Annotated in this window: 16 protein-coding genes and 3 pseudogenes; 9 read left to right on the top strand and 10 right to left on the bottom strand. The window is 36.2% G+C overall.

The features are described 5' to 3' along the window. Positions 1 to 45: 45 nt before the first annotated feature. Positions 46 to 675, top strand: a complete 630-nt coding sequence (locus OTG27_RS04100) for an RraA family protein (RefSeq protein WP_268936294.1) — start codon at positions 46 to 48, stop codon at positions 673 to 675. Positions 676 to 1,024: 349 nt separating this feature from the next. Here the strand turns inward: OTG27_RS04100 and OTG27_RS04105 are convergent, their stop codons facing one another. The 5 genes from OTG27_RS04105 to OTG27_RS04125 all read right to left on the bottom strand — a co-directional run bounded on the left by OTG27_RS04105 (position 1,025) and on the right by OTG27_RS04125 (position 6,978). Beyond that, the gene (locus OTG27_RS04105; protein ID WP_268936295.1) at positions 1,025 to 2,341 is read right to left on the bottom strand and encodes a CitMHS family transporter; all 1,317 of its coding nucleotides are present in this window, start codon (positions 2,339 to 2,341) and stop codon (positions 1,025 to 1,027) included. Between the two features lie 477 nt (positions 2,342 to 2,818). Further along, positions 2,819 to 3,583, bottom strand: coding sequence for an SDR family NAD(P)-dependent oxidoreductase (locus tag OTG27_RS04110; RefSeq protein ID WP_268936296.1), 765 nt, complete (start codon positions 3,581 to 3,583; stop codon positions 2,819 to 2,821). 61 nt (positions 3,584 to 3,644) lie between these two features. After that, the gene (locus tag OTG27_RS04115; protein WP_268936297.1) at positions 3,645 to 4,835 is read right to left on the bottom strand and encodes an iron-containing alcohol dehydrogenase; all 1,191 of its coding nucleotides are present in this window, start codon (positions 4,833 to 4,835) and stop codon (positions 3,645 to 3,647) included. Between the two features lie 12 nt (positions 4,836 to 4,847). Continuing rightward, on the bottom strand, positions 4,848 to 6,296 hold the full coding sequence (locus OTG27_RS04120) for an aldehyde dehydrogenase family protein (RefSeq protein ID WP_268936298.1): 1,449 nt from the start codon (positions 6,294 to 6,296) through the stop codon (positions 4,848 to 4,850). Next, positions 6,283 to 6,978 (bottom strand): aspartate/glutamate racemase family protein, encoded by a 696-nt coding sequence (locus OTG27_RS04125; RefSeq protein WP_268936299.1) that lies wholly within the window; start codon positions 6,976 to 6,978, stop codon positions 6,283 to 6,285. The genes OTG27_RS04120 and OTG27_RS04125 overlap by 14 nt, the downstream gene beginning before the upstream one ends. 208 nt (positions 6,979 to 7,186) lie before the next feature. Here OTG27_RS04125 and OTG27_RS04130 point away from each other — a divergent pair, with 208 nt between their 5' ends. From OTG27_RS04130 to OTG27_RS04140, 3 genes are all read left to right on the top strand, one after another. Then, positions 7,187 to 8,062: a LysR family transcriptional regulator gene (locus OTG27_RS04130; RefSeq protein WP_268936300.1), complete on the top strand. Its 876-nt coding sequence runs from the start codon at positions 7,187 to 7,189 to the stop codon at positions 8,060 to 8,062. Positions 8,063 to 8,678: 616 nt separating this feature from the next. After that, complete coding sequence (locus tag OTG27_RS04135; RefSeq protein ID WP_268936301.1) at positions 8,679 to 9,758, top strand: isocitrate/isopropylmalate dehydrogenase family protein; 1,080 nt, start codon at positions 8,679 to 8,681, stop codon at positions 9,756 to 9,758. A gap of 372 nt (positions 9,759 to 10,130) precedes the next feature. After that, positions 10,131 to 11,009: a LysR family transcriptional regulator gene (locus OTG27_RS04140; RefSeq protein ID WP_268936302.1), complete on the top strand. Its 879-nt coding sequence runs from the start codon at positions 10,131 to 10,133 to the stop codon at positions 11,007 to 11,009. Between the two features lie 432 nt (positions 11,010 to 11,441). Here OTG27_RS04140 and OTG27_RS04145 read toward each other — a convergent pair whose 3' ends face one another. Next, positions 11,442 to 11,612, bottom strand: coding sequence for a hypothetical protein (locus tag OTG27_RS04145; protein WP_268936303.1), 171 nt, complete (start codon positions 11,610 to 11,612; stop codon positions 11,442 to 11,444). A 1,046-nt stretch (positions 11,613 to 12,658) separates the two neighbouring features. Then, positions 12,659 to 13,261, bottom strand: a pseudogene (locus OTG27_RS04150) (toprim domain-containing protein); the annotation flags it as partial. A gap of 755 nt (positions 13,262 to 14,016) precedes the next feature. Between OTG27_RS04150 and OTG27_RS04155 the strand changes: the two are divergent. The 4 genes from OTG27_RS04155 to tatA all read left to right on the top strand — a co-directional run bounded on the left by OTG27_RS04155 (position 14,017) and on the right by tatA (position 16,846). Next, positions 14,017 to 15,033 (top strand): multicopper oxidase domain-containing protein, encoded by a 1,017-nt coding sequence (locus OTG27_RS04155; protein ID WP_268936304.1) that lies wholly within the window; start codon positions 14,017 to 14,019, stop codon positions 15,031 to 15,033. Positions 15,034 to 15,049: 16 nt separating this feature from the next. Continuing rightward, positions 15,050 to 16,219, top strand: a complete 1,170-nt coding sequence (locus OTG27_RS04160) for a ZIP family metal transporter (RefSeq protein WP_268936305.1) — start codon at positions 15,050 to 15,052, stop codon at positions 16,217 to 16,219. A gap of 121 nt (positions 16,220 to 16,340) precedes the next feature. Next, the gene (locus OTG27_RS04165; protein WP_268936306.1) at positions 16,341 to 16,562 is read left to right on the top strand and encodes a helix-turn-helix domain-containing protein; all 222 of its coding nucleotides are present in this window, start codon (positions 16,341 to 16,343) and stop codon (positions 16,560 to 16,562) included. A 59-nt stretch (positions 16,563 to 16,621) separates the two neighbouring features. Further along, the gene (gene tatA / locus OTG27_RS04170; protein WP_034307658.1) at positions 16,622 to 16,846 is read left to right on the top strand and encodes a twin-arginine translocase TatA/TatE family subunit; all 225 of its coding nucleotides are present in this window, start codon (positions 16,622 to 16,624) and stop codon (positions 16,844 to 16,846) included. A 215-nt stretch (positions 16,847 to 17,061) separates the two neighbouring features. Here tatA and OTG27_RS04175 read toward each other — a convergent pair whose 3' ends face one another. Then, positions 17,062 to 17,628 carry a histidine phosphatase family protein gene (locus OTG27_RS04175; protein WP_063575853.1) on the bottom strand — a complete coding sequence of 189 codons (567 nt, stop codon included), beginning with the start codon at positions 17,626 to 17,628 and terminating at the stop codon, positions 17,062 to 17,064. 140 nt (positions 17,629 to 17,768) lie between these two features. Further along, a pseudogene (locus OTG27_RS26635) lies at positions 17,769 to 18,176 on the bottom strand (NUDIX hydrolase). Between the two features lie 85 nt (positions 18,177 to 18,261). Between OTG27_RS26635 and OTG27_RS26820 the strand changes: the two are divergent. Then, positions 18,262 to 18,482: pseudogene (locus OTG27_RS26820) on the top strand (IS110 family RNA-guided transposase); the annotation flags it as partial. Between the two features lie 382 nt (positions 18,483 to 18,864). Here OTG27_RS26820 and OTG27_RS04190 read toward each other — a convergent pair. After that, positions 18,865 to 20,127 carry a dicarboxylate/amino acid:cation symporter gene (locus OTG27_RS04190; protein ID WP_268936308.1) on the bottom strand — a complete coding sequence of 421 codons (1,263 nt, stop codon included), beginning with the start codon at positions 20,125 to 20,127 and terminating at the stop codon, positions 18,865 to 18,867. Between the last annotated feature and the right edge of the window lie 294 nt (positions 20,128 to 20,421).

The raw sequence follows: 20,421 nt of genomic DNA on the forward strand, positions 1-20,421 counted from the left end.
TACCCCTTAAATTCCACTAAAAAATTTAAATAGGAGGAAACACTAATGGATACTACCGTTAACCAATTTAAAGATATTCCAACTACTTGTATTTCTGATGCTATGGAAGGGCTTAACAATTTTCACCCTGCTATCAAACCTTTGAAAGAGAAATATAAGTTTGCAGGAAGGGCATTACCTGTAAAAATCCCCGTAGGTGATAATCTCTCGGTTTTAAAAGCAATTAGAGCAGCAAAACCAGGAGATGTTATAGTGGTAGATTCTAAAGGAAATGAATATCGTGGAATTGCCGGAGATTTTGTTGTGGGTATGGCACAAACACTTGGCGTAGGTGCATTAGTAGTTGATGGAACTATTCGAGATTGTGTAGGTATTAAAGATTTAAATTTCCCTGTTTTTTGTAGAGGAACAACCGTTGCAGCCAGTGGAAAAGCTGGTGTAGGAGAAATCAATATACCAATTTCTTGCGGTGGTGCTTCTGTTCATCCAAGTGATATCATCGTCGGAGATGCTGATGGCGTCGTGGTTATACCACAGCATTCAGAAAAAGAGATTTTACGTATCGCTATGGATAAATTAAAAAGGGATCAAGAACGGGAAGCAAATATTTCCGGCAACCCTGAAGCTATAAGAAAGTATTTAGATTCATTTATATCTAATTCTTCTAACAAGTAATAAACAAGGCCTCACTTCTCGTTTTTCGACATATTTACGACACCTAACTTATCTTATGCACTGTACACCTTCAGGTATAGACTTCTATTCTTCTGAGTCCTGAGTGGGTTATTATTCAAGATAGATTTTCCCCGCTATTATGACATGAAAGGCTGGAAACATACCAAAAAGCCAAGGCTTAAGCAAGCTCTTGGCTTTTTGGTTATCTTATCATCACTTTAGATAAAATTAAATTTCGTTAATATTTTCCATAGCACTCTTTAAAAAATCATTACCTTGAATTACACAGCTATAGCAAATCATAAAATGTATTTTTTACCCTAATGCTTAAACCACATGAAAGACCAAATTACCAAGCGATTGAAATAGCCCCTGTAATCAAGGCAAACACAATGAACATTAGTGACAATATAGTAACCGGGACAAGAGCGTAACGTTGGAATTGTCCTAAATCTCTTCTTACAAGCTCTAGTAACACCCATAATGGAGCAGATGTTGGCCCCATAGAATGGAGTGGTTGACCAATTACTCCAGCCCTCGCTATTTCCATAGGACTAATCCCATATTCGGAAGCTGAATGGGCAAGAACAGGCAAAGCACCAAAGAAGAACGCGTCATTTGACATTAAGAAACTTAATGGCAAGCTGATTAATGCAACAATAATGGTGAAGAATGGACCTAATGAATCAGGAACAATTGTGAGAAGATCTGAAGCCATTGAATTCACCATTTTTGTTTCAGATAAGATACCTGTAAAAACCCCAGCACCTAAAACCAACATGACTACAGGTACAGCATGACTAGCATTTTCTTTAATTACGCTTTTTTGTTCAGCAAGATTAGGATGGTTGACTGAAAGGGCTATTACAAAACCTACCATAAACAGCACAGGTAGTGGTGCTAATCCTAGTATAAGTGCCACCATAAGAGTGAGTGTTAGTAGGAAGTTAAACCAAACTAACTTAGAAGTCACAGGTTGATCTTCAGCAATACTAGCTGCCATTTCTTGATTAGTTTTCATTTCTTGTATGGTTTTTTCAATTTTTATAATACCAATTCTTTTTCTCTCCATTCTTCCCATTACATACGCGGTCAGAATAATCCAGGCTGAACCGCATAGAATGGCAGGAATTATTGGTTTAAAATATTCTGTAGCATCAAGTCCTAAGACACTGATAGCCCTTGTAGCAGCTCCTCCCCATGGTGTCATGCCAGAAATGGTCCCTAGTGACATTACTGCTATCGTAGCCAATACTAAAGGATTGATACCTATTTTTTTATAAATCGGCAACAAGGCCGAACAAATAATCATGTAACTAGTGGTTCCATCTCCATCCAAAGCCACTAATAATGCTAAAATGGCTGTCCCTATCACAATTTTCACAGGATCACCTTTAGCTATTTGTAATATTTTTCTAGAAACTGGGTCAAATAAACCTGCATTCATCATAATGCCAAAATATAAAACAGCGAACAATAGAAGTATAGCTGTAGGTGCTACAAGCTTGATCCCTTCTAACATCATAGGACCTAACTCCATACCATATCCTCCTAATATGGCAAATATAATTGGAGATACAATAATAGCTACAAAAGCAGACATACGATTGGTCATAACTAAAAACATGAAAAGTATAATAGTAGCAAATCCTAATATAGATAACATTATTTACCTCACTTTTAATGTATTTGATTTATATCACTATTGAAATTGTAGTCTTCATAAAGAACAAAGAGCTAATATACGAAGTTATTATTAAATTGTATGTCAATTTACCTAATCGATTTTCTACTTGCTCATTTGGATAATAAATTATTCAATAATAGTTTTAGCATGCGCTTTATGTAAGCGCATTCATTAAGCGCTTTCTTTATTGTCCAACTTTAACCTTTCTGTAAACACGAGAGAAAAGCGTTTATTTAATGACAAAATATGGATAGTTGATATTTTACCTCTTGATTAACACTTGGTGATGAGCAATTTTTGGCATTTTACTTGCAGGTATTTTACATTGCAGGGTTCACATTAGAATATCAGCTCACATATTTAGAACTCTATATTTATTGGAGAACACACCTCCTTAAAAAATGTTTCTAAGGAGGTGCTAATAAGATACTTTAAGAAAGAGCTACTCTTTTCAAACTATATAGCTGTCCATCCACCATCTACACGGATTGTTTCCCCTGTAATAAAATTGGCCATATCAGAAGCTAAAAATAGTACAGCACCTGTTACATCATCCGGTTTGGCCAATGTTCCCAAGGGAATACGACTTAATACATCCTGGTAAAAGCCTTTATCATTAAACATCGTTTTAGTAAATTCTGTTTCAATAAAGGTCGGCGCAACTGCATTTACCTTAATTTGGTGTTCAGCCCATTCTATCGCCAATGCCTTAGTCAACTGTACGGCCCCACCTTTACTTGAACAATAGGCTGCACGTTTGATATAGCCTACAAAAGCCATCTGCGAAACGATATTAATGATTTTACCTGCCGTACGTTGTTCAATCATATGCTTACCCGCCCGTTGAGAACAGAAAAAGGTTCCTTTTAAGTTCGTATCCAACACACGATCCCAATCCTCTTCCGTCACTTCTAATGCCGGTTTAGGAATGTTAATGCCAGCATTATTGATAATTACATCAATCCGGCCCAGACGAGATACTGCAGAGTCAATCATGTTATTTATTTCGTTAACGTATTGTATATCAGCTGTTAGATAGAAACAATTAGGATTAAGCTCTCGTAATTCTTCCGTCGTTTTACTGAGATCCTCTTCGTTCCTACCTGTAATTACAACATCCGATCCCAGTCTAGCGAAAGCAAGAGAAATATCTTTGCCAATCCCTTTACTCCCACCGACTACTAGAACTTTCTTCCCTTTTAGTTCAGAAAAATAATTCATTTTTTTCCCCCCGCTTACCCACCCTGAAAAATGGATAACATGTCTGAGATACCGTGTAAGATTAGATAGTGGTAACAAGAGATAGTGACTCTACTGAACCGTAAGCCTCTTCATAAATTTTTTGAATTTCTTTTACTGTCAACCATCTTGGATTATTATTTAGCAAACGATCTACTTTACTTGCTTCTTCAGCAAGTGCAGGAATATCAGATGGAGTTACTCCTACATCCTTTAGACTTGCAGGAATGCCTACATCCTCAGATAATTGAGCCAGTGCCTGAACAGCACGATCCGCAGCTTCACGAAGAGATAACCCTTCCACATTTTCTCCCATCGCTACTGCCACTTCCGCAAATTTCTCCAAATCAGCGACCGCATTATATTTCATGACAAATGGCAACAAGAGAGAATTGGCCACACCATGCGGGACTTTAAATTTCCCACCAAGAGGATAAGCGAGGGCATGAACCGCTCCAACCCCTGCATTCCCGAGAGAAATACCAGCAAGTAAGCTTCCCATTGCCATGTCTTCACGTGCTTTTAAATCCTTTCCGTTATACACGGCTTTTCGGAGAGATCGGGAAATGAGCTTAATCGCTTGCAAGGCAATGCCATCTGTTAATTCGTCTGCGCGAATGGCCGTGTAGGATTCAACAGCGTGAACAAGCGCGTCCATCCCCGTCGCTGCCGTAACGGCAGGTGGTAGCGTTAAGGTTAGCTCTGCATCAACGATAGCTACCTTAGGAAGTAAATAAGGACTGACGATTCCCTTTTTCACCATGTCACGGGTATCTGTAAAAATAGCATTATAGGTAACTTCCGACCCTGTACCGGAAGTTGTCGGAACTAGAATCGTAGGCACTCCAGGGTTTTCTATTTTTTCAATCCCGACCATGTCACGAACATTCCCCTTGTTCGTTAGCATCACGGAAAGGACTTTGGTAATATCAAGGGCACTTCCTCCTCCAACTCCAACCAGCAAATCATATCCTTTTCCTTCCATTTGAGTAACCATCTGTTCTAAGTTTTCAAAAGGAGGCTCCGGAACCACATCATCAATAATATCTGCTTTAAAGCCTAGGGCCGCCAATGGCTCCGTCACTTTGGACAATAATCCCGTTTGGCGAATAATCTTATCTGTCACGATAATAACTTTAGTTGCATTCAACTTTTTAGCTTGTTCTCCAATTTGTGCAATAGATCCCGTTCCTGTAATCAACGTATCCGCTGTGCGAAAATAAGTAATACTCACGATATTTCCTCCTTAGCCTAATTTAATTCCTACAAATTTAATCTCAGTCATATCTTCGATAGCATACTTGACGCCTTCTTTTCCTACACCACTTAATTTCACGCCTCCGTATGGATAGTTATCCTGGCGATATGTAGAAGTCTCATTAATCCATACGCCTCCTGTTTCTAGCCCGTCAGCAACTCTCATAGCGCGGTTAATATCTGTTGTGAATACACCTGCTTGCAATCCGAACACTGAATCATTAGCCATTGCAATAACTTCCTCTTCTGTATCAAATGGAATAACAGAAACAATCGGTGCAAACGTCTCTTCACATACCACTTTCATGTCTCGAGAAACATCGACAAGGACGGTTGGCTCAAGCAATGTCCCTTCCCGATTACCACCTGTAGCAAGCCTTGCTCCAGCTTTTACTGCTTCAGTGATCCAATCGTGAGCTCGTATCGCTTCCTTTTCACTAATCATAGGGCCAATATCTGTGCTTTCTTCCATCGGATTCCCGATTACCAATTTCTCTACTAACGAAACATATTGATCTAAGAAGTCTTGATATACACCTTTTTGTACATAAATCCGTTGTGCAGAAATACAAACCTGACCAGAAAAAGCAAATGCTCCACGCACTAATCCTACTACTGCCGCATTCACATCCCCATCATTGAAAATAATGTTCGGAGAATTTGATCCAAGCTCTAATGTCACTTTTTTCAATCCAGCTTTCTTGCGTAAATCAATTCCTACAGACGGACTTCCTGTAAATGTTACTTTGCTTATACGTGAGTCTGTCACTAAAATATCCCCTACTTCGGAACCGTTTCCAATTACCAAATTTAAAGCCCCTTCGGGCAGTCCTGCTTCTTCAAAAAGGTTAACGAGCATATATGCCGAAAGTGGTGTTTTACTTGCTGGTTTTAAGACGACTGTATTCCCTGCAGCAAACGCAGGAGCTAATTTATGCAAAGCAAGATTTAACGGAAAATTAAAAGGTGTTATGGCTGATATAACACCAATTGGATGACGGCGAACCATACCGATTCGATTTTCTCCACCAATCGCTGCATCCATAGGCACGAGCTCTCCTTCAATTTTTTTCGCCTCATCTGCCGCGAAACGGAGGACTTGTACTGCACGTCCTACTTCTCCTCTCCCATCACGAATTGGTTTCCCTGCTTCTAAGCCAAGAATTCTTGCAAATTCTTCTGTTCTTTCTTCTAACAAGTCAGCTGTTTTACGAAGAATGTCCGCTCGACGATAAGCCGGCATTGTCTTCATCGTCTCATGAAACACTCGATGTGCTGATTCGATTGCTCTTTCGGCATCTTCTTGTGAAGCTAAATTTACTTTTCCGACTACTTCTCTATTAAATGGACTGATCACTTCCATGGTTTTTTCTTCTGTTTGTGTAACTGCTTTACCATTCACAAGTGAAGTAACTTTCATTAATTCAACATTTATCATAAACTATCTCCCTTTTTGATATTTCTTCGATAATCGATTTTACGCTAATTTCAGGACTTGTTAATATAGGTTTATCTGTTGTCGTAATATCAATTGTTTCCAATGCTCTTGCCATACTAAATTGTGCAAAAAGAATGACATCACAATCAATAGTTAGCTCTTGTACCTTCCGATGGATTAACTCATCATGTTTCGTACGATCCCCATTTTGTAATGCCTTGAATGCTTCTGGGATAATAACCGTTTTAATCGAGACATCCTTCTGTCTTTTTGAGGAGATTTTTTTCAGTATTGTCGTTGTTGTGGGGCCAGCTGCTTCTACTGTAGCAATGACACCAATCCGAGTACCCATTCCCACTGCTTTTTCCAACATACTTAAATCTGCACTTAACATTGGTAAGTCAAATAAGTGGCTAATTTCTGCAACTACTGGAGTAAATGATGAACAAGTTAGTAGGATACCATCCACACCACTCATCACAGCTTTTTCTACTAAGTTCAATAAACGTCGAGCCATACCTTTTGTAACAATTCCTGTTTCATTTAATTCAAAAATAAGACTTTCATCCATAAAATTCACCAGTGTAACTTGTGGTGCATGAACTTGAAAAGCATCTAAAATTGGCTGAACTGAGTTCATCGTCGCATGGATAAGCCCAATTCTATAATCTTGACGTGACAATTTACTACCTCCTGATTTAATATTGAATTCGCTTCCAAATGTTTTTCAATAAAATAAAGACTTTGAGCTTTTTTGAAAACCATTTGAAAATAAAATAAAAGCTATCATTGGTGTAAAATAAATGTATTATAATTATAGAAATAAATAAAATATTGATTTTCTATAATTTTCAATAGATATTTTCTATTTCAAAGGAAGGGATTTCCTCATGGATAAAAAAGACTGGCTTATTTTGAAGAAAGTTTACGCTGAAAAAAATATTACAAAGGCAGCTGAGCTCCTATATATTTCTCAACCTACCTTAACGTACCGCTTACAACAAATTGAAAAGGAATTTGACATTAAACTTTTTTATAGAGGAAGAAGAGGTGTTGTTTTTACAGAACAGGGGGAATTATTAGTTGCATATGCCGAAGATATGCTTAAACAGCAGCAGGACATTGTAGAATTGCTGTGGAATTCTGGAAATGAAGTACGTGGAACTTTACGGTTAAGTGTTTCAAGAACATTTGCTTTTTATCGACTACCACAAATTCTAAAAGCTTTTAATGAGAAATTCCCTAAAGTTGAATTTCATGTTAATACAGGTGTAAACATAGACGTAGTTCAATCCATTTATAAACAGGATGCACATATTGGTATAGTGCGAGGTGAGCACAATTGGCCAAGTAACAATATAACGTTTTCAGAAGAAAACATAACAATACTCTCATCCAAAGAAATTGACTTAACAGACCTTCCCTCCATGCGAAGAATTAGTTATAAAACTGATCCTACCTTGGAAATGGTCATAGACAACTGGTGGAAAGATAATTTTTCTAAACCTCCAATCAGCAATATGAATGTTGATAATGTCGAAATAGCCAAAAGAATGGTTCTTAACGGATTAGGTTATTGTATAGCACCCAGTATTGTATTAGAGAAAAACGATAAGTTACACAAAATTTTCCTTAGTGATACATCTGGCTCTCCAATCGTATGGAAAACACGCATCTTATATCGAGAAGAACTACTCGAGTTAGGAATGGTAAAAGAGTTCGTCCATTTTATTCAGGAATATCATCGAAATTACTCTGAAAACTAATATCTCGAGAGATTTTTGTTGTTAAATTTATAAGAAGTTCCAATCATATATTAATTTATAGATTGCAAAGCTATCTACTCCTCTTCTACCTTTACTTTATTTAAAGGAACACACGTGTTTCAAAAAAAATATTGAACATTTTATTCCAAGATGCTTAATATTAATGCGCATAAAGCTTAACGACCATATTCTTGATGCCTGTCTGATCGGAAATTTCATACATCATACTAGTCATTTTAGGTCGGGATGAATGACTAGTATAATGTTTTTTTGAGTTACGCATATTTTTTGCTTATAGGTTCATTTTTAATATAGGACTGAAAAAATGAACCAGATACTTCTTATAAAAAGAAAACTATCATCTGACTATAAAAGGATAAGATATATAATACTTCATGCCACTTAGGTAATAACTATACAACAAGGAGATATTAACACTCATAGTGAATAAAAGTCATTTTAATAATTAAGAAATAGAAAAATTCAATCTAAAAATATAAAAAAAAAATATTTTATTAATTCCTAAGTTTATATTACATTAATACTATAAAGTTCATGCACTTCTAAGAACTCTTAGATTATTACCATACTTTATAAGAGAGAGGAATGTTAAGAAATGACTGTTTATCGTCTTGGTGTACTAGCTGGTGATGGAATTGGTCCCGAAATTGTAAGCGCTACAGTGGAAGTATTTAAAACTGCTGCATATAAGGTTGGAGTTGAAATTGAATGGATTGACTTACCTATGGGATGGGAAGGAATTAAACAGCACAATGACCCTCTTCCAAAGGTAACTACAAATGAGTTGGAAAACACTCATGGATGGATACTTGGTCCACATGATTCTGCTGCCTACCCACCTGAGCATAAAGTGAAACTTAATCCAAGTGGAGCACTTCGCCATACCCTTGATTTATTTGCAAATATTCGTCCAGCTAAAACTATGCCAGGCATTTCGAGCGTTGTGGGAGAAACTGATTTGATTATTTTCCGCGAAAACACGGAAGGGTTTTACGCAGACCGAAACATGTTTGCAGGTCATGGAGAGTGGCAAATTACGGAGGATGTAGTTGTCACATCGGGTGTGTTTACAAGGAAAGCCGTAGAACGAATTGCTCATTCAGCTTTTAAGATGGCCATGAAGCGCCGTAAAAAAGTAACAATTGTTCATAAAGCTAATGTTCTCCGATTAAGTACAGGCTTATTTTTAAAGGTGTGCCGTGAAGTAGCCGAACAATATCCTGATGTTACAGTAGATGACTATCATATCGACGCAATGGCTGCTCACTTAGTCCGTCGGGCTAAAGACTTCGACATAATCGTAACAGAAAATATGTTCGGAGATATTCTTTCTGATTTAGCAGGTGAACTTGTAGGAAGCCTAGGGTTAGCACCTTCTATCAACTCAAACGAAAATCTGGCTATGGCTCAGGCAGCACATGGTTCTGCCCCAGATATTGCAGGTCTTAATATAGGAAATCCAACAGGTATTATGCTTTCAACAGTAATGTTAATGGAATGGCTTGCCGAAAGACATAATGATGGAAAGATTAAAGAAATTGGTAAATTAGTGAAACAAGGTCTTTATCAATCACTTAAAGACGGTATAAAAACAAAAGACTTAGGTGGTAATGCCTCTACTTCTGAATTTGCAGAGGCTATTTCGGAAAGAATCAATCAAACTGTTTTAAATTAATATCATGATTAACACTTCCCGGATCTTTTCAAATGTACAATTTTTGTAAAGTCCGGGATTTACTTATAGTTGCTTTAGGTATAGGTTGATCAAATCGATATTAACACCCTCTAAAAACGGATAAAAAAAGAGCGTGTTTCGAAAAAAATTGATTTAACCAAGCTCTTAATATATTCTTTGCATCATTCTTTTATTAAAAAGTTTGATCATTTTTTTGTCTCTTCTACAACTAACCCCGTTTGACGAAGATTAACTTATTCCAAAATAATCTTTAAGTAATGCATCGTATATTAATATAAAAAAGTCATTAAATAGAATTACTATAATTGATTATTAGAGATTTCTATATCAAGGGAAGGATAAGACATAGATATGGATTATAGAGACTGGGAAATGATAAAAGTTCTTTATCATCAAAAGAATATTACGAAAGCAGCCCAGGTTTTGTTTATTTCTCAACCAGCTCTTACAAAAAGATTGAAACAAATAGAGGAAGAACTTGGTGTGAAATTATTCAATCGTGGTAGAAGAGGTGTCCATTTTACTCCTCAAGGCGAGTACCTTGCTGCTTGTGCTGAGGAATCTCTTAAGTATTATCTAAAAGTAAAAGATAATTTAAGCAGCATGAGTAATGAGTATACAGGTACACTAAGGCTAGGAGTTTCTAACTTTTTCACTAAATATAAACTTCCTTTTATTTTAAAATTATTCCAAGAACAGTATCCTCGTGTAGAGATCAAAGTAATGACTGGCTGGAGCAGTCAGGTTTATAAAGCTATCTATAATCAAGATGTTCATATTGGATTTGTTCGAGGAGAATATAATTGGAAAGAGCAGAAACACTTATTATTTGAAGAAACAATGTGTATAGCTTCGAAAGAAGCTATTTATGTGAACAATCTTCCTAATATGCCAAGAATTGAGTATAAAACTGACTATGTATTAAAATCTGTAGTTGATAATTGGTGGACAAAGAATTATACACAAGAACCATTAATAAGTATTGCAGTCGATCAAGTGGATACTTGTAAAGAAATGGTGATAAATGGATTAGGTTATGGTATTTTACCTAGTCTAATACTCGATGGGATAGAAGGATTACATAAAATTGATTTAACAGATTCAAAAGGAGAGCCTATTTTACGTCGAACCTGGATGTATTATCATCAACAATCCTTAGAGTTAAATTTAGTGAGAGCATTTGTCAATTTTATAGAAGATTTAGATTTAAATTTAAATGAAAATAAATAGCATAAGGGAAATTAATAACGATTTCTAGCCTGTTCATATAAACAGTTTTAGTAATCGTTTTTTTATTTAGTAAAGCTAAATTGGATTTATCCCCCCTTACCTCTCCCACAGTAAATAACTATAGTAAAAAAATATCAATATTCATATAGCCAATATTAACCGAAAGGCTCCTGGTAAAGCTTTCAAAATATCCTTCGTACATTGAAACAGTTATAAAGGTTTTTATAACAACAGAAATTCTTCAAGAATCAAATAGGTATCAAGCAACAAAAGAGGCCATTGAACACTTGTCATTAATATTAAAATTATGAAGACCTTTGGGACTAAACACTTTCAAATCTCATAATATACTATTATATTTACCCAATAAAAAACGGTTGAATTTCGTACAAGCTATATATACCAACGAAATTGTAATTACCCCCAAATAATTCACGGATGCAACTGAACCTGCGACCTTGCCAGAATCCCTTTTGAAATGGAAGGCAAAATGATATCATCATCCCTGTCATTTTGGAAAATCACTTTACGACATCCCTCTTGGATCTTATGCTTGCCTTTGGACGCATTTTCTCTGGGTTGCTCATTCTTCTCAATTCCCATATTCGCCACTTAATTCTCTTACTAAATTACCCGAGTGTTAAAGACGATAATGGTCTTTTATAATTCTTCCCTGTATTCTTACGTTCCAAGACGAACACATCCTCTCAAAAATCATTGTAAGTACTTAACTAAAATGTGTCCATGAAACTATACTAACTCTATCCTGTTTAGTAAAAAAAAGGTTTAATGGCAAAAGGTTTTTGCGTATTTCAAAGACGAAGATTTTTATAAATTAAATTCGATACTTCAAAAATAGTGAAAGATTTTTCCAATTAATTTAGATAAAGGTATTCATATTGACTCTATTTATGAAATTGCTCATAGAAGGCAACCAAGGATTATTAAACCTAATTTAGAGACTGTATTAAAAAAAAATGAAGAATTACAAGTCGATGAGGATAACCGTGGACTTGTACTTTCCTATAATGACGGAACTAAAGAAATTATTGTTGTTAATCGCCAACTCTTCTTTTACAGAAAACATAGAAGTATCGAATGGCCATGGGAAAATATGATTGAAGAACTAGAAGCAAATAGATTAGATGAATTCTCGACAAAATTAAATAATTAAGGTACCTATATTATTACATGATAACAGGGCGAATATTAAATATTCGTCTATGGAATTAATCAACTTTATTATTGAAACAACCTGAATGAAATGAAATGAAATCAATTTTAAATGAGCCATACTACATTAAAACGTAGTATGGCTCTGACTTTTTAAACAGTAATTTCAAACGACTTTATTATCTCTATACATCTTTTTGTATTTTACTATTTCTTCTAACTTTTATTAGTACTCTTCTTTAGCCCCAGATTAAAGAAATCAAGACTTGATATTGGCAATGGTCGCTCCCTATCTTTTTATATGACCCACCAGTTCTAAAGTACTTATTTTATCTATTATATCCAAGAAATTTACGTTAAAAAGTCTTAATCTCTTAAATATATATTAATTTCACCCAATAAAAAACGGGTGAATTTCGTACAAGCTATATGTACCAACGGAATTGTGATTACACCCAAATATTTTACGGATACAATTGAACCCTTCCAGCTGAAAACACATCCGAAACACCCCTTTGTTTCAATAAAATACTATACGCTCTCGACGCATTCATTCCCACAACCCAGTCTGCACAAGCTCTCGTATACGCTTCATAATAAAGCGGCCTGGTTTTTTCTTCGCTCTTCAGATTTTGAAATCCCTCATAAATCGCTTTCGGGGTCAAAGAGGATATCCATAAACGTTTCATCGGTTTATTGACATTGCATAAGTTAACGATGTTGCGTACAATCAATTCTCCTTCACGCCCGGCATCACCTGCATGAATGATTTCATCGACTTCCGTTTTCCTAAGCAAAGTCTTCACAACATTGAATTGCTTTGCCTTTTGCCGGGTCACTTCATATTCAAATTTCTCAGGAATCATCGGCAACGTTTCCATCGACCATTTTTTCCATTTTGAATGATAGGTTTCCGGCGAAACAAGTTGACATAAATGTCCGACGGCCCAAGTTACATAAGCTCCATCGGGGAAAAGTTCATTCGGCATGATTTCTATATAGCCTTGCTGTTTTTTCGTTTTAAATTGAGCCGCTAGCGTTGAACCTTGATCTGGTTTCTCCGCAATGATTAGCTTCATGATCATCTTCACCTAATCCGTTACAAAATATCTTTCCCCTATCATTATACCTTAATTATCATAATCGGCTAGATATGACTTCGTTTTTACCGGACTGATAGTAGAAAGCATGAAATGATTGCTTAACTTCGGTGAAGAGTGAGGTTATCAGTCAGTTGATAAAAACCTTCTAAAAATATAGGCAGATAATAATTGCTAATGGATGGCCACCACAGTTTTTGGAATCGGAGTATAAATAAAAGTAACAAGTTTGATGTTACAAATGCCCTCCCTAACTTTTCACTGTTTTGATGTAGAATTTAAAATTATTGATATTAATAAAAAAGCTAATAAATTGGATCTCCATTAAGCAGATATTAGAAAAGAAACAACAATAACCTAATTGGATTACAACACAGTTATGGACCATAATCCATTTTGAAAAAAGATTGACCAAAATGGGTTCTTTTATTTATAAAGGTTGCCGAAGCAACCAATTATTGATGCACAAATCCTCTCTTTTCTTTTTTGTTGATGTAAAGTTTAGTTCTCATAAACAATAGGCTAGATCCATTCCACCCTTTTTGCAGCAATATATCGTCTGTAACCGTCCGGATGGATCTTAGTTCATCCACCTTTCCAGATCCATACTTGCTTATCATCGTATACGAGGTATTCTGAAAAAAAGAGTTGACATAAAACTTGTATCTACCTTAAAGTATAGCTAATACAACAAAAAGTTTACTTAAGGAAACTTTTTAGGAGGGGGTCAAGTAATGACTGGTGAGAAAAAGGTTTCCCGCAGAGATATTTTAAAGATGGGGACTGCAGGTGCGTTTGGAGTAGCTGGATCTTATTACTTAAATAAAATGGCACAATTTCCAACTATGGCTCAGGCATCCAATAATTCGTCTCACAAGAATGGCAATCATTCCAATCATGCAAATATGAGTGATAAAACAAAAACCACGGGTTATAAAATGGCAGAACGGCTCCTTACTGAGTTTGATTATGGAAACGTTACCAAGCTGCCCAACGGTCAAACACTCCGGGAATATGAAGTCGTGGCAATTGATAAGGAAATCGAAATTGCCAAAGGAATTAAATTTCCAGGCTGGACTTATAATGGAACAATTCCAGGACCTTCTTTTCGTTGTACCGAGGGGGACTTATTGCGGTTTCACTTTATTAATCAGGGCAGCCATCCCCACTCTATTCATTTTCACGGAATTCATCCTCCAGAGATGGACGGTTTAACTTCTATTTATCCTGGACAGAAATTCACGTACGAATTTGAAGCGAAGCCTTACGGATTACAAATTTATCATTGCCATGTGCTCCCCCTAGCCCGCCATATTCATAAAGGCCTATACGGTAATTTTATTATTGATCCAAAGAAGCCAAGAGAGCCGGCATTAGAGTTAAACATGGTTATGAATGGATTTGATTTGGATTTAGACGGCGAAAACGAGTTTTATACGGTGAATGGCTATGCCTTCGCATTTATGAATCACCCTATTAAAATCAAAAAAGATCAACTCGTAAGGATCTATCTAAGTAATTTAACAGAATTCGACTTATTAAATTCGTTTCACTTGCATGCGAATTACTTTACGTATTATCCAACCGGGAGAAACGATAACCCCTCTCAGTTCACTGATACCATCATGCAATGTCAGGGAGAACGTGGAATTATTGAAGTTCGATTTCCTTACAAGGGAACATATATGTTCCATGCCCATGTAAGTGAATTTGCTGAGTTAGGCTGGATGGGATTCTTTGAGGTCGAATAAAAAAGGAGGGATAATTATGAAGGGAAAATGGCTAATTACTGTTTTAATACCGTTAGTATTACTTATAGGGGTGCTAGGATGGGTGCTAATGAATGGAGCAGGTGTAGAAAAAGACCCTGCAGCACCGATAGAAGTCTTGAACATTGAACGCATCAAGGTAACTAAAACCGGTTTTGAATTATCTGTTAGTAATACCGGACCTAAACCCTTAACGATTTCTCAAGTGATGGTTAATGATTCGGTGTGGAATTATAATGTCTCTCCACAAGCAAAACTTGAACGATTTGATGAGGGAAAGGTGACCATCTCTTACCCATGGGTGGAAGGTGATCCACATACCATTAAGTTAATCACAGAGAATGGCATTATCACGGAAGGTGAAGTTGCAGCTGCCACACTCACTCCAGAAACCAACTGGAGCAACTTTCTTAATTACGGCTTAATCGGATTTTACGTTGGAATTGTCCCGATCACATTGGGGTTGTTATGGTATCCATTTATGAAACGTTTCTCACGAAAATCTATAAATGGGATTCTTGCGCTTACCGTTGGGCTCCTTTTATTCTTATTTGTCGGGACTCTGGCTGATGGATTTGAAATTGGTGCAGAAGCACCTTCTGTCTTTCAGGGGAATATGGTTGTCATAATTGGGGCTTCCTTAACCTTTTTATTATTGATCGGCTTTGATCAGTATCAACAAAGAAAACAAGAAAGGAAAGGATATTCCCCTTTTGGTCTGGCTTTTTTAATGGCTACCGGAATTGGCCTTCATAACTTTGGAGAAGGTTTGGCAATTGGTTCTTCCTTTGCACTAGGTGAAGCTGCTTTAGGAACCTTTTTAATCGTAGGGTTTACCCTTCACAACATCACGGAAGGGATTGGAATCGCTGCTCCTTTATTAAAGGCCACACCTCGTTTTAGAGACTTTCTATTACTTGGAGTTATCGCAGGTGCACCCGCCATTGCGGGTACATGGGTGGGCGGATTCATCTTCTCACCAATTTGGGGAGCTTTATTCCTTGGTATTGGAGCAGGGGCCATTCTTCAAGTAATTTATGTAATAACAAAAATGCTCATTGAAGATCATAGAAAACATAATGAAGCATCTGTTTCATGGTTAAACCTTTCTGGTTTCGCGATTGGACTATTAATCATGTACTTTACTGCATTTTTTGTGAAATTTTAAGGGATGCCTTAATCTTGTTTGGACCCATAAACAATTCCCGAACTTGGTAGAGCTATTCAACATTGTTGAATTAAAAATTAACCAACGCTGCTAAAACTAATTAAAAAGAGCGTAATTGGTAATGAGACTTGGGAAAAAAAGAAGTAATTTTGGTAGATGGGTGGATAAACAAAAAGACCTAAATGAATTAGAGTTAGAAAGAGCATCAAATATAAGTAGAGGTACAATTTCCAAATTATGTAGCGATCCGAACTATCGACCAAACATTTCAACGGTAATCAAAATAAATCAGGGCTTAAAAAAACTTAATAAGAATATGGATTCAAACGATTTTTTTTACTGAAGTTATTCTAAAAATGATCTAAAAGGAATTACAAAATTTAATTACTTGGGGGAAGTATTATGTTTCAAAGTATAGGTATACCAGGTTTAATTTTAATACTTGTCATTGCCTTGATTATTTTTGGACCTAAAAAGCTGCCGGAAATCGGTAGAGCCTTTGGACGTACTTTAACTGAATTCAAGGGTGCAACCAAGGGATTAGTATCTGATGAAGATAAAGGAGAAGGGGAAAATCCTGAGTTAACGACTGTTGAAAAGAAGCAGGATAAATCAGGTGATGCCTAAGAATTAAAAATTGTTCCTGCTTTTTGATTATTAGAATATCAACAAAAAAGTATTACGTTTACAAAAAACGGTCAAGCAAACTATAAAGCCCATTTCCGAAATTTTATACGCTAAAAGAATTCCAACATAAAAAGTCGATTTCCTTTACATTAAGGAATCGACTTTGTTAGTTTTTCTTAAAGAATCGCGCCCTATAATTGAACAAGATAAATTGCCTATTTAATATTTTTTATCGGTTCTTCTCGCCATAAACGTTCCATATTTACTTCATTGTTTGTATAACTTAATAGAAACACATCAGGATTACTAAGATTCTTCCAACAATCAAAATCAAAGCTGTTATCATAATTCTTTAGCAGTAGAGACATTAAATTTCCGTGAGTAACGATTATTGTGTTTTCAGTTTCACTTTTAAAAACTTCATCTACAACGTTTACTATTCGGTTCATAGCTTCTTTACTCGACTCTCCTCCTTCAAATTTCAACTCCAAATCATCGAATGTTGCTTTAAGTTTTTCAAGCCAGTCAGGTAAATCCGTTGTACTAAGTGTGCGTTCTGATAAACGTTCATCAATCTCTATTTTTATGTTTGTTTCCTCACTTATTGGTTCTACTGACTGAATTGCACGTAAGAAAGGACTTGATATGATTCGGTCAATTTTAGGATTGGAGAAAAATTCAGATAAATATATCGCTTGTTTATATCCTTTATCAGTTAGTTGTGACTCCGAAGGTTGCCCTTGTGCTTCACAATGTCTCACAATATAAATCTTTTTTTTCATACAAAGTTCCCCCAATTATGTATTACAAAATTACTTCTATTATTGTTTCTTATTTTCCCACTTCAACTGGCCCAATTCAAAAAGACGCCTTATTATTAAAGAAAGACGCCCTTTCGTTGAAGAAGAAACGAGGTTAGATTTTAAGCTTGAAATATATAAGGAGACGAGGATTTAAGTAAACTTTCTACACCATTAGGATGATAAGGCATCCATTCATTAGCCTTTGGTATGTCTACCCATACTATTTCTGAAATTTCATCTTTATCTTGAATTGAAATTTCACCATCTACGATTTTTGCTTTAAATGTTATAAATAATGCATGATGGTCCTTTTCCTTAAAAATTGCTTCATTAACAGCTGGAACCTCTTCAACTTCAATTGTTAAACTGTTTCTTCCTTAGTCTCACGAATAACTGCCTGTTCCAAAATTTCCCCTTGTTCCACGGCACCAACAGGAAGAGACCAAGTCCCACCTTTGTTATTAACCATCAGGATTTTGTGTTCATCTTCCTTATATAAATGCATACGCTGCATCTACTCTAAGCATTTCTTACTGTCACTCCTAAGTTTTTTTAGGTTCAATAAACCATATTATAACAGAATGATATTCAAGAATATGGTCCTATTGTTGAACAGAGAATCATCTTGTTGTAGGAATTGATATTGCACAACAATTTCATGTTGCTTGAGCTGTTAACTATCGAGGAATTTGGTCGGTCATCCTCTACACTTTGAAAATAACGATGAGGGGTTTACTAAAATTCTAAGTTCGATCAAAGAACTTAAACGAATAAACCGTTTAGACACCGCCATCGTGGGAATTCATTACTGGCTGAATCTATCAAAATGGTTAGTCATAATGAACAAAAACGGTAATCTGCCCCGATAGTTGCATAAAGAAAAAGCTGCCTTAAAGGCAGCTTCGATTTAAACTAACGCAGTGTTAGTGAAGGAAAACTCTTATTACTCAACTTTCACAAACGTTTTTCCTGATCAATGTCAAAGCCATTGATTCTCAAAGTTATCTCACCTTCTCGCTTCTCAGTTTCTTCACCCACCCAACAGCCATACAATTCAAAAAAAGTCTTCAAGATGACTAATCATAATATGTGTCAGACCCCATCATTAGTTTTAACTCATGACTTTCAACAATGGGGCGAGAATATCCAGTGGTTGCTACTTGTATCATTGCTTTTCCCAATTCTTCTGATGTAATGATACTGCTTAACGTATCATCAAAATGTTGGTGGTACCTGCCGAATGCTTGACTGTTCGGTTTGAGCTTTCCATTCTTCCTGACGGAACTCTTTTTCCCACTTCGAAACCACAATACAAGCGAGAACATGTCCAGGAGTATTACAAGCTGTACGTGCCATATCCAGCACACGGTCAATGCCTGCTATAATTGCGACGCCTTCTGCAGGAAGCCCTACTGCTGAGGCGGTAGCTAAAAGGACAACTAGCGAACCGGATGGAACAGCAGCAATTCCTTTTGAGGTTGCAACGAGAACCCCCATTACAATCAACTGTTGGCCAAAATCCATCGGGATGCCATATGCTTGTGCTAGGAAAATAGAGCAAACAGAAAGGTACAATGTCGAACCATCACAATTCAGTGATAGCCCAGAAGGAATAACGAATGAAACAACACGTTTCGAACAACCGTATCCTTCCATTCGATCCATTAACTGAGGCAGAATGGTTTCCGTACTTGTTGTAGAAAAAGCGATAAGGAACAAATCCCATACCATTCGAAACACTTTAAAGTAAGAAATCTTCAAGAACCAAGCAATTATTGGAAACAGAACGAAAATAACAATCGCAAGCCCAAGATACACAACCCCAATCAACTTTGCCATAGGGATTAAAAGGGCAATACCATATTGACCTACAGAGGCTGCCATGAGTGAGAGTACACCAATCGGAGCGGTTACCATGACCATTTGTGTCAGTTTAAACATGATATTTGCAACTGATTCCATAAACTTCATTGCCGGCTCTGACTTTTTGCCAATTGCTCCAGCAGCTGCACCAAATAAAATAGCGAAGAATATAACAGCTAATAAATCACTTTTTGCCATCGCATCAACAATGTTGCTTGGAATGATGTTAACAAGCATCGTTTTAAAATCGACAACTTTGGTAACGCTTTCATTTAATTGTGTGATATCCTTTTGAGCGAGGTGGGACAAATTAAGCCCAGCACCAGGCTTTAGAATATTAACAAGTAAAAGACCTATACCTAGAATCAAAGTGGTAATAAATTCAAACCAAATAATTGTTTTAAGTCCTAATGAACCCATTTTTTTCATGTTTCCGTCGCCCGATGACCCAATGACAATGGTAGTGAAAACAATAGGCACAACAATCATTTTAATAAGATGAATAAAAGCGTCGCCAATTGGTCTTAAGGATTGGCCAAGTTCAGGAAAAAAATGTCCGATAAGTGCTCCAATAAACAATGCAATTAAAACTTGAAAAGCAAAAAACCTTTTCATAGGTTGTCCTCCCTGAACGAAAGATTAATAGCCTCATCACACAATATGTCAATAAATAGATCATTCCTTTCTCATTTGACTATTGTAAGAGAAAGAAGAAATAGCTTTTAAAAATCGTTTCTATATATTCCATATATAACCTCCTTTTAAAAATATTTGTAAATATAAAAAAACTGTATCACCTATTCGCGATTCAGTAAAATACTGAATTACTATAAAGTTATAAGAATAAATTATTAATCCCGTTTACATTTTTAATTGTTCCTTAATCAGCTAACACACCCGTTCGTATAA

Source organism: Peribacillus sp. AS_2 (assembly GCF_026891895.1).
GTDB classification, from domain to species: domain Bacteria; phylum Bacillota; class Bacilli; order Bacillales; family DSM-1321; genus Peribacillus; species Peribacillus frigoritolerans.

Coding starts and splice junctions, on each gene's coding strand:
- OTG27_RS04100 (WP_268936294.1), top strand. CDS start 46: ATGGATACTACCGTTAACCAATTTAAAGATATTCCAACTACTTGTATT.
- OTG27_RS04105 (WP_268936295.1), bottom strand. CDS start 2,341: ATGTTATCTATATTAGGATTTGCTACTATTATACTTTTCATGTTTTTA.
- OTG27_RS04110 (WP_268936296.1), bottom strand. CDS start 3,583: ATGAATTATTTTTCTGAACTAAAAGGGAAGAAAGTTCTAGTAGTCGGT.
- OTG27_RS04120 (WP_268936298.1), bottom strand. CDS start 6,296: ATGATAAATGTTGAATTAATGAAAGTTACTTCACTTGTGAATGGTAAA.
- OTG27_RS04130 (WP_268936300.1), top strand. CDS start 7,187: ATGGATAAAAAAGACTGGCTTATTTTGAAGAAAGTTTACGCTGAAAAA.
- OTG27_RS04135 (WP_268936301.1), top strand. CDS start 8,679: ATGACTGTTTATCGTCTTGGTGTACTAGCTGGTGATGGAATTGGTCCC.
- OTG27_RS04140 (WP_268936302.1), top strand. CDS start 10,131: ATGGATTATAGAGACTGGGAAATGATAAAAGTTCTTTATCATCAAAAG.
- OTG27_RS04145 (WP_268936303.1), bottom strand. CDS start 11,612: ATGGGAATTGAGAAGAATGAGCAACCCAGAGAAAATGCGTCCAAAGGC.
- OTG27_RS04155 (WP_268936304.1), top strand. CDS start 14,017: ATGACTGGTGAGAAAAAGGTTTCCCGCAGAGATATTTTAAAGATGGGG.
- OTG27_RS04160 (WP_268936305.1), top strand. CDS start 15,050: ATGAAGGGAAAATGGCTAATTACTGTTTTAATACCGTTAGTATTACTT.
- OTG27_RS04165 (WP_268936306.1), top strand. CDS start 16,341: ATGAGACTTGGGAAAAAAAGAAGTAATTTTGGTAGATGGGTGGATAAA.
- tatA (WP_034307658.1), top strand. CDS start 16,622: ATGTTTCAAAGTATAGGTATACCAGGTTTAATTTTAATACTTGTCATT.
- OTG27_RS04175 (WP_063575853.1), bottom strand. CDS start 17,628: ATGAAAAAAAAGATTTATATTGTGAGACATTGTGAAGCACAAGGGCAA.
- OTG27_RS04190 (WP_268936308.1), bottom strand. CDS start 20,127: ATGAAAAGGTTTTTTGCTTTTCAAGTTTTAATTGCATTGTTTATTGGA.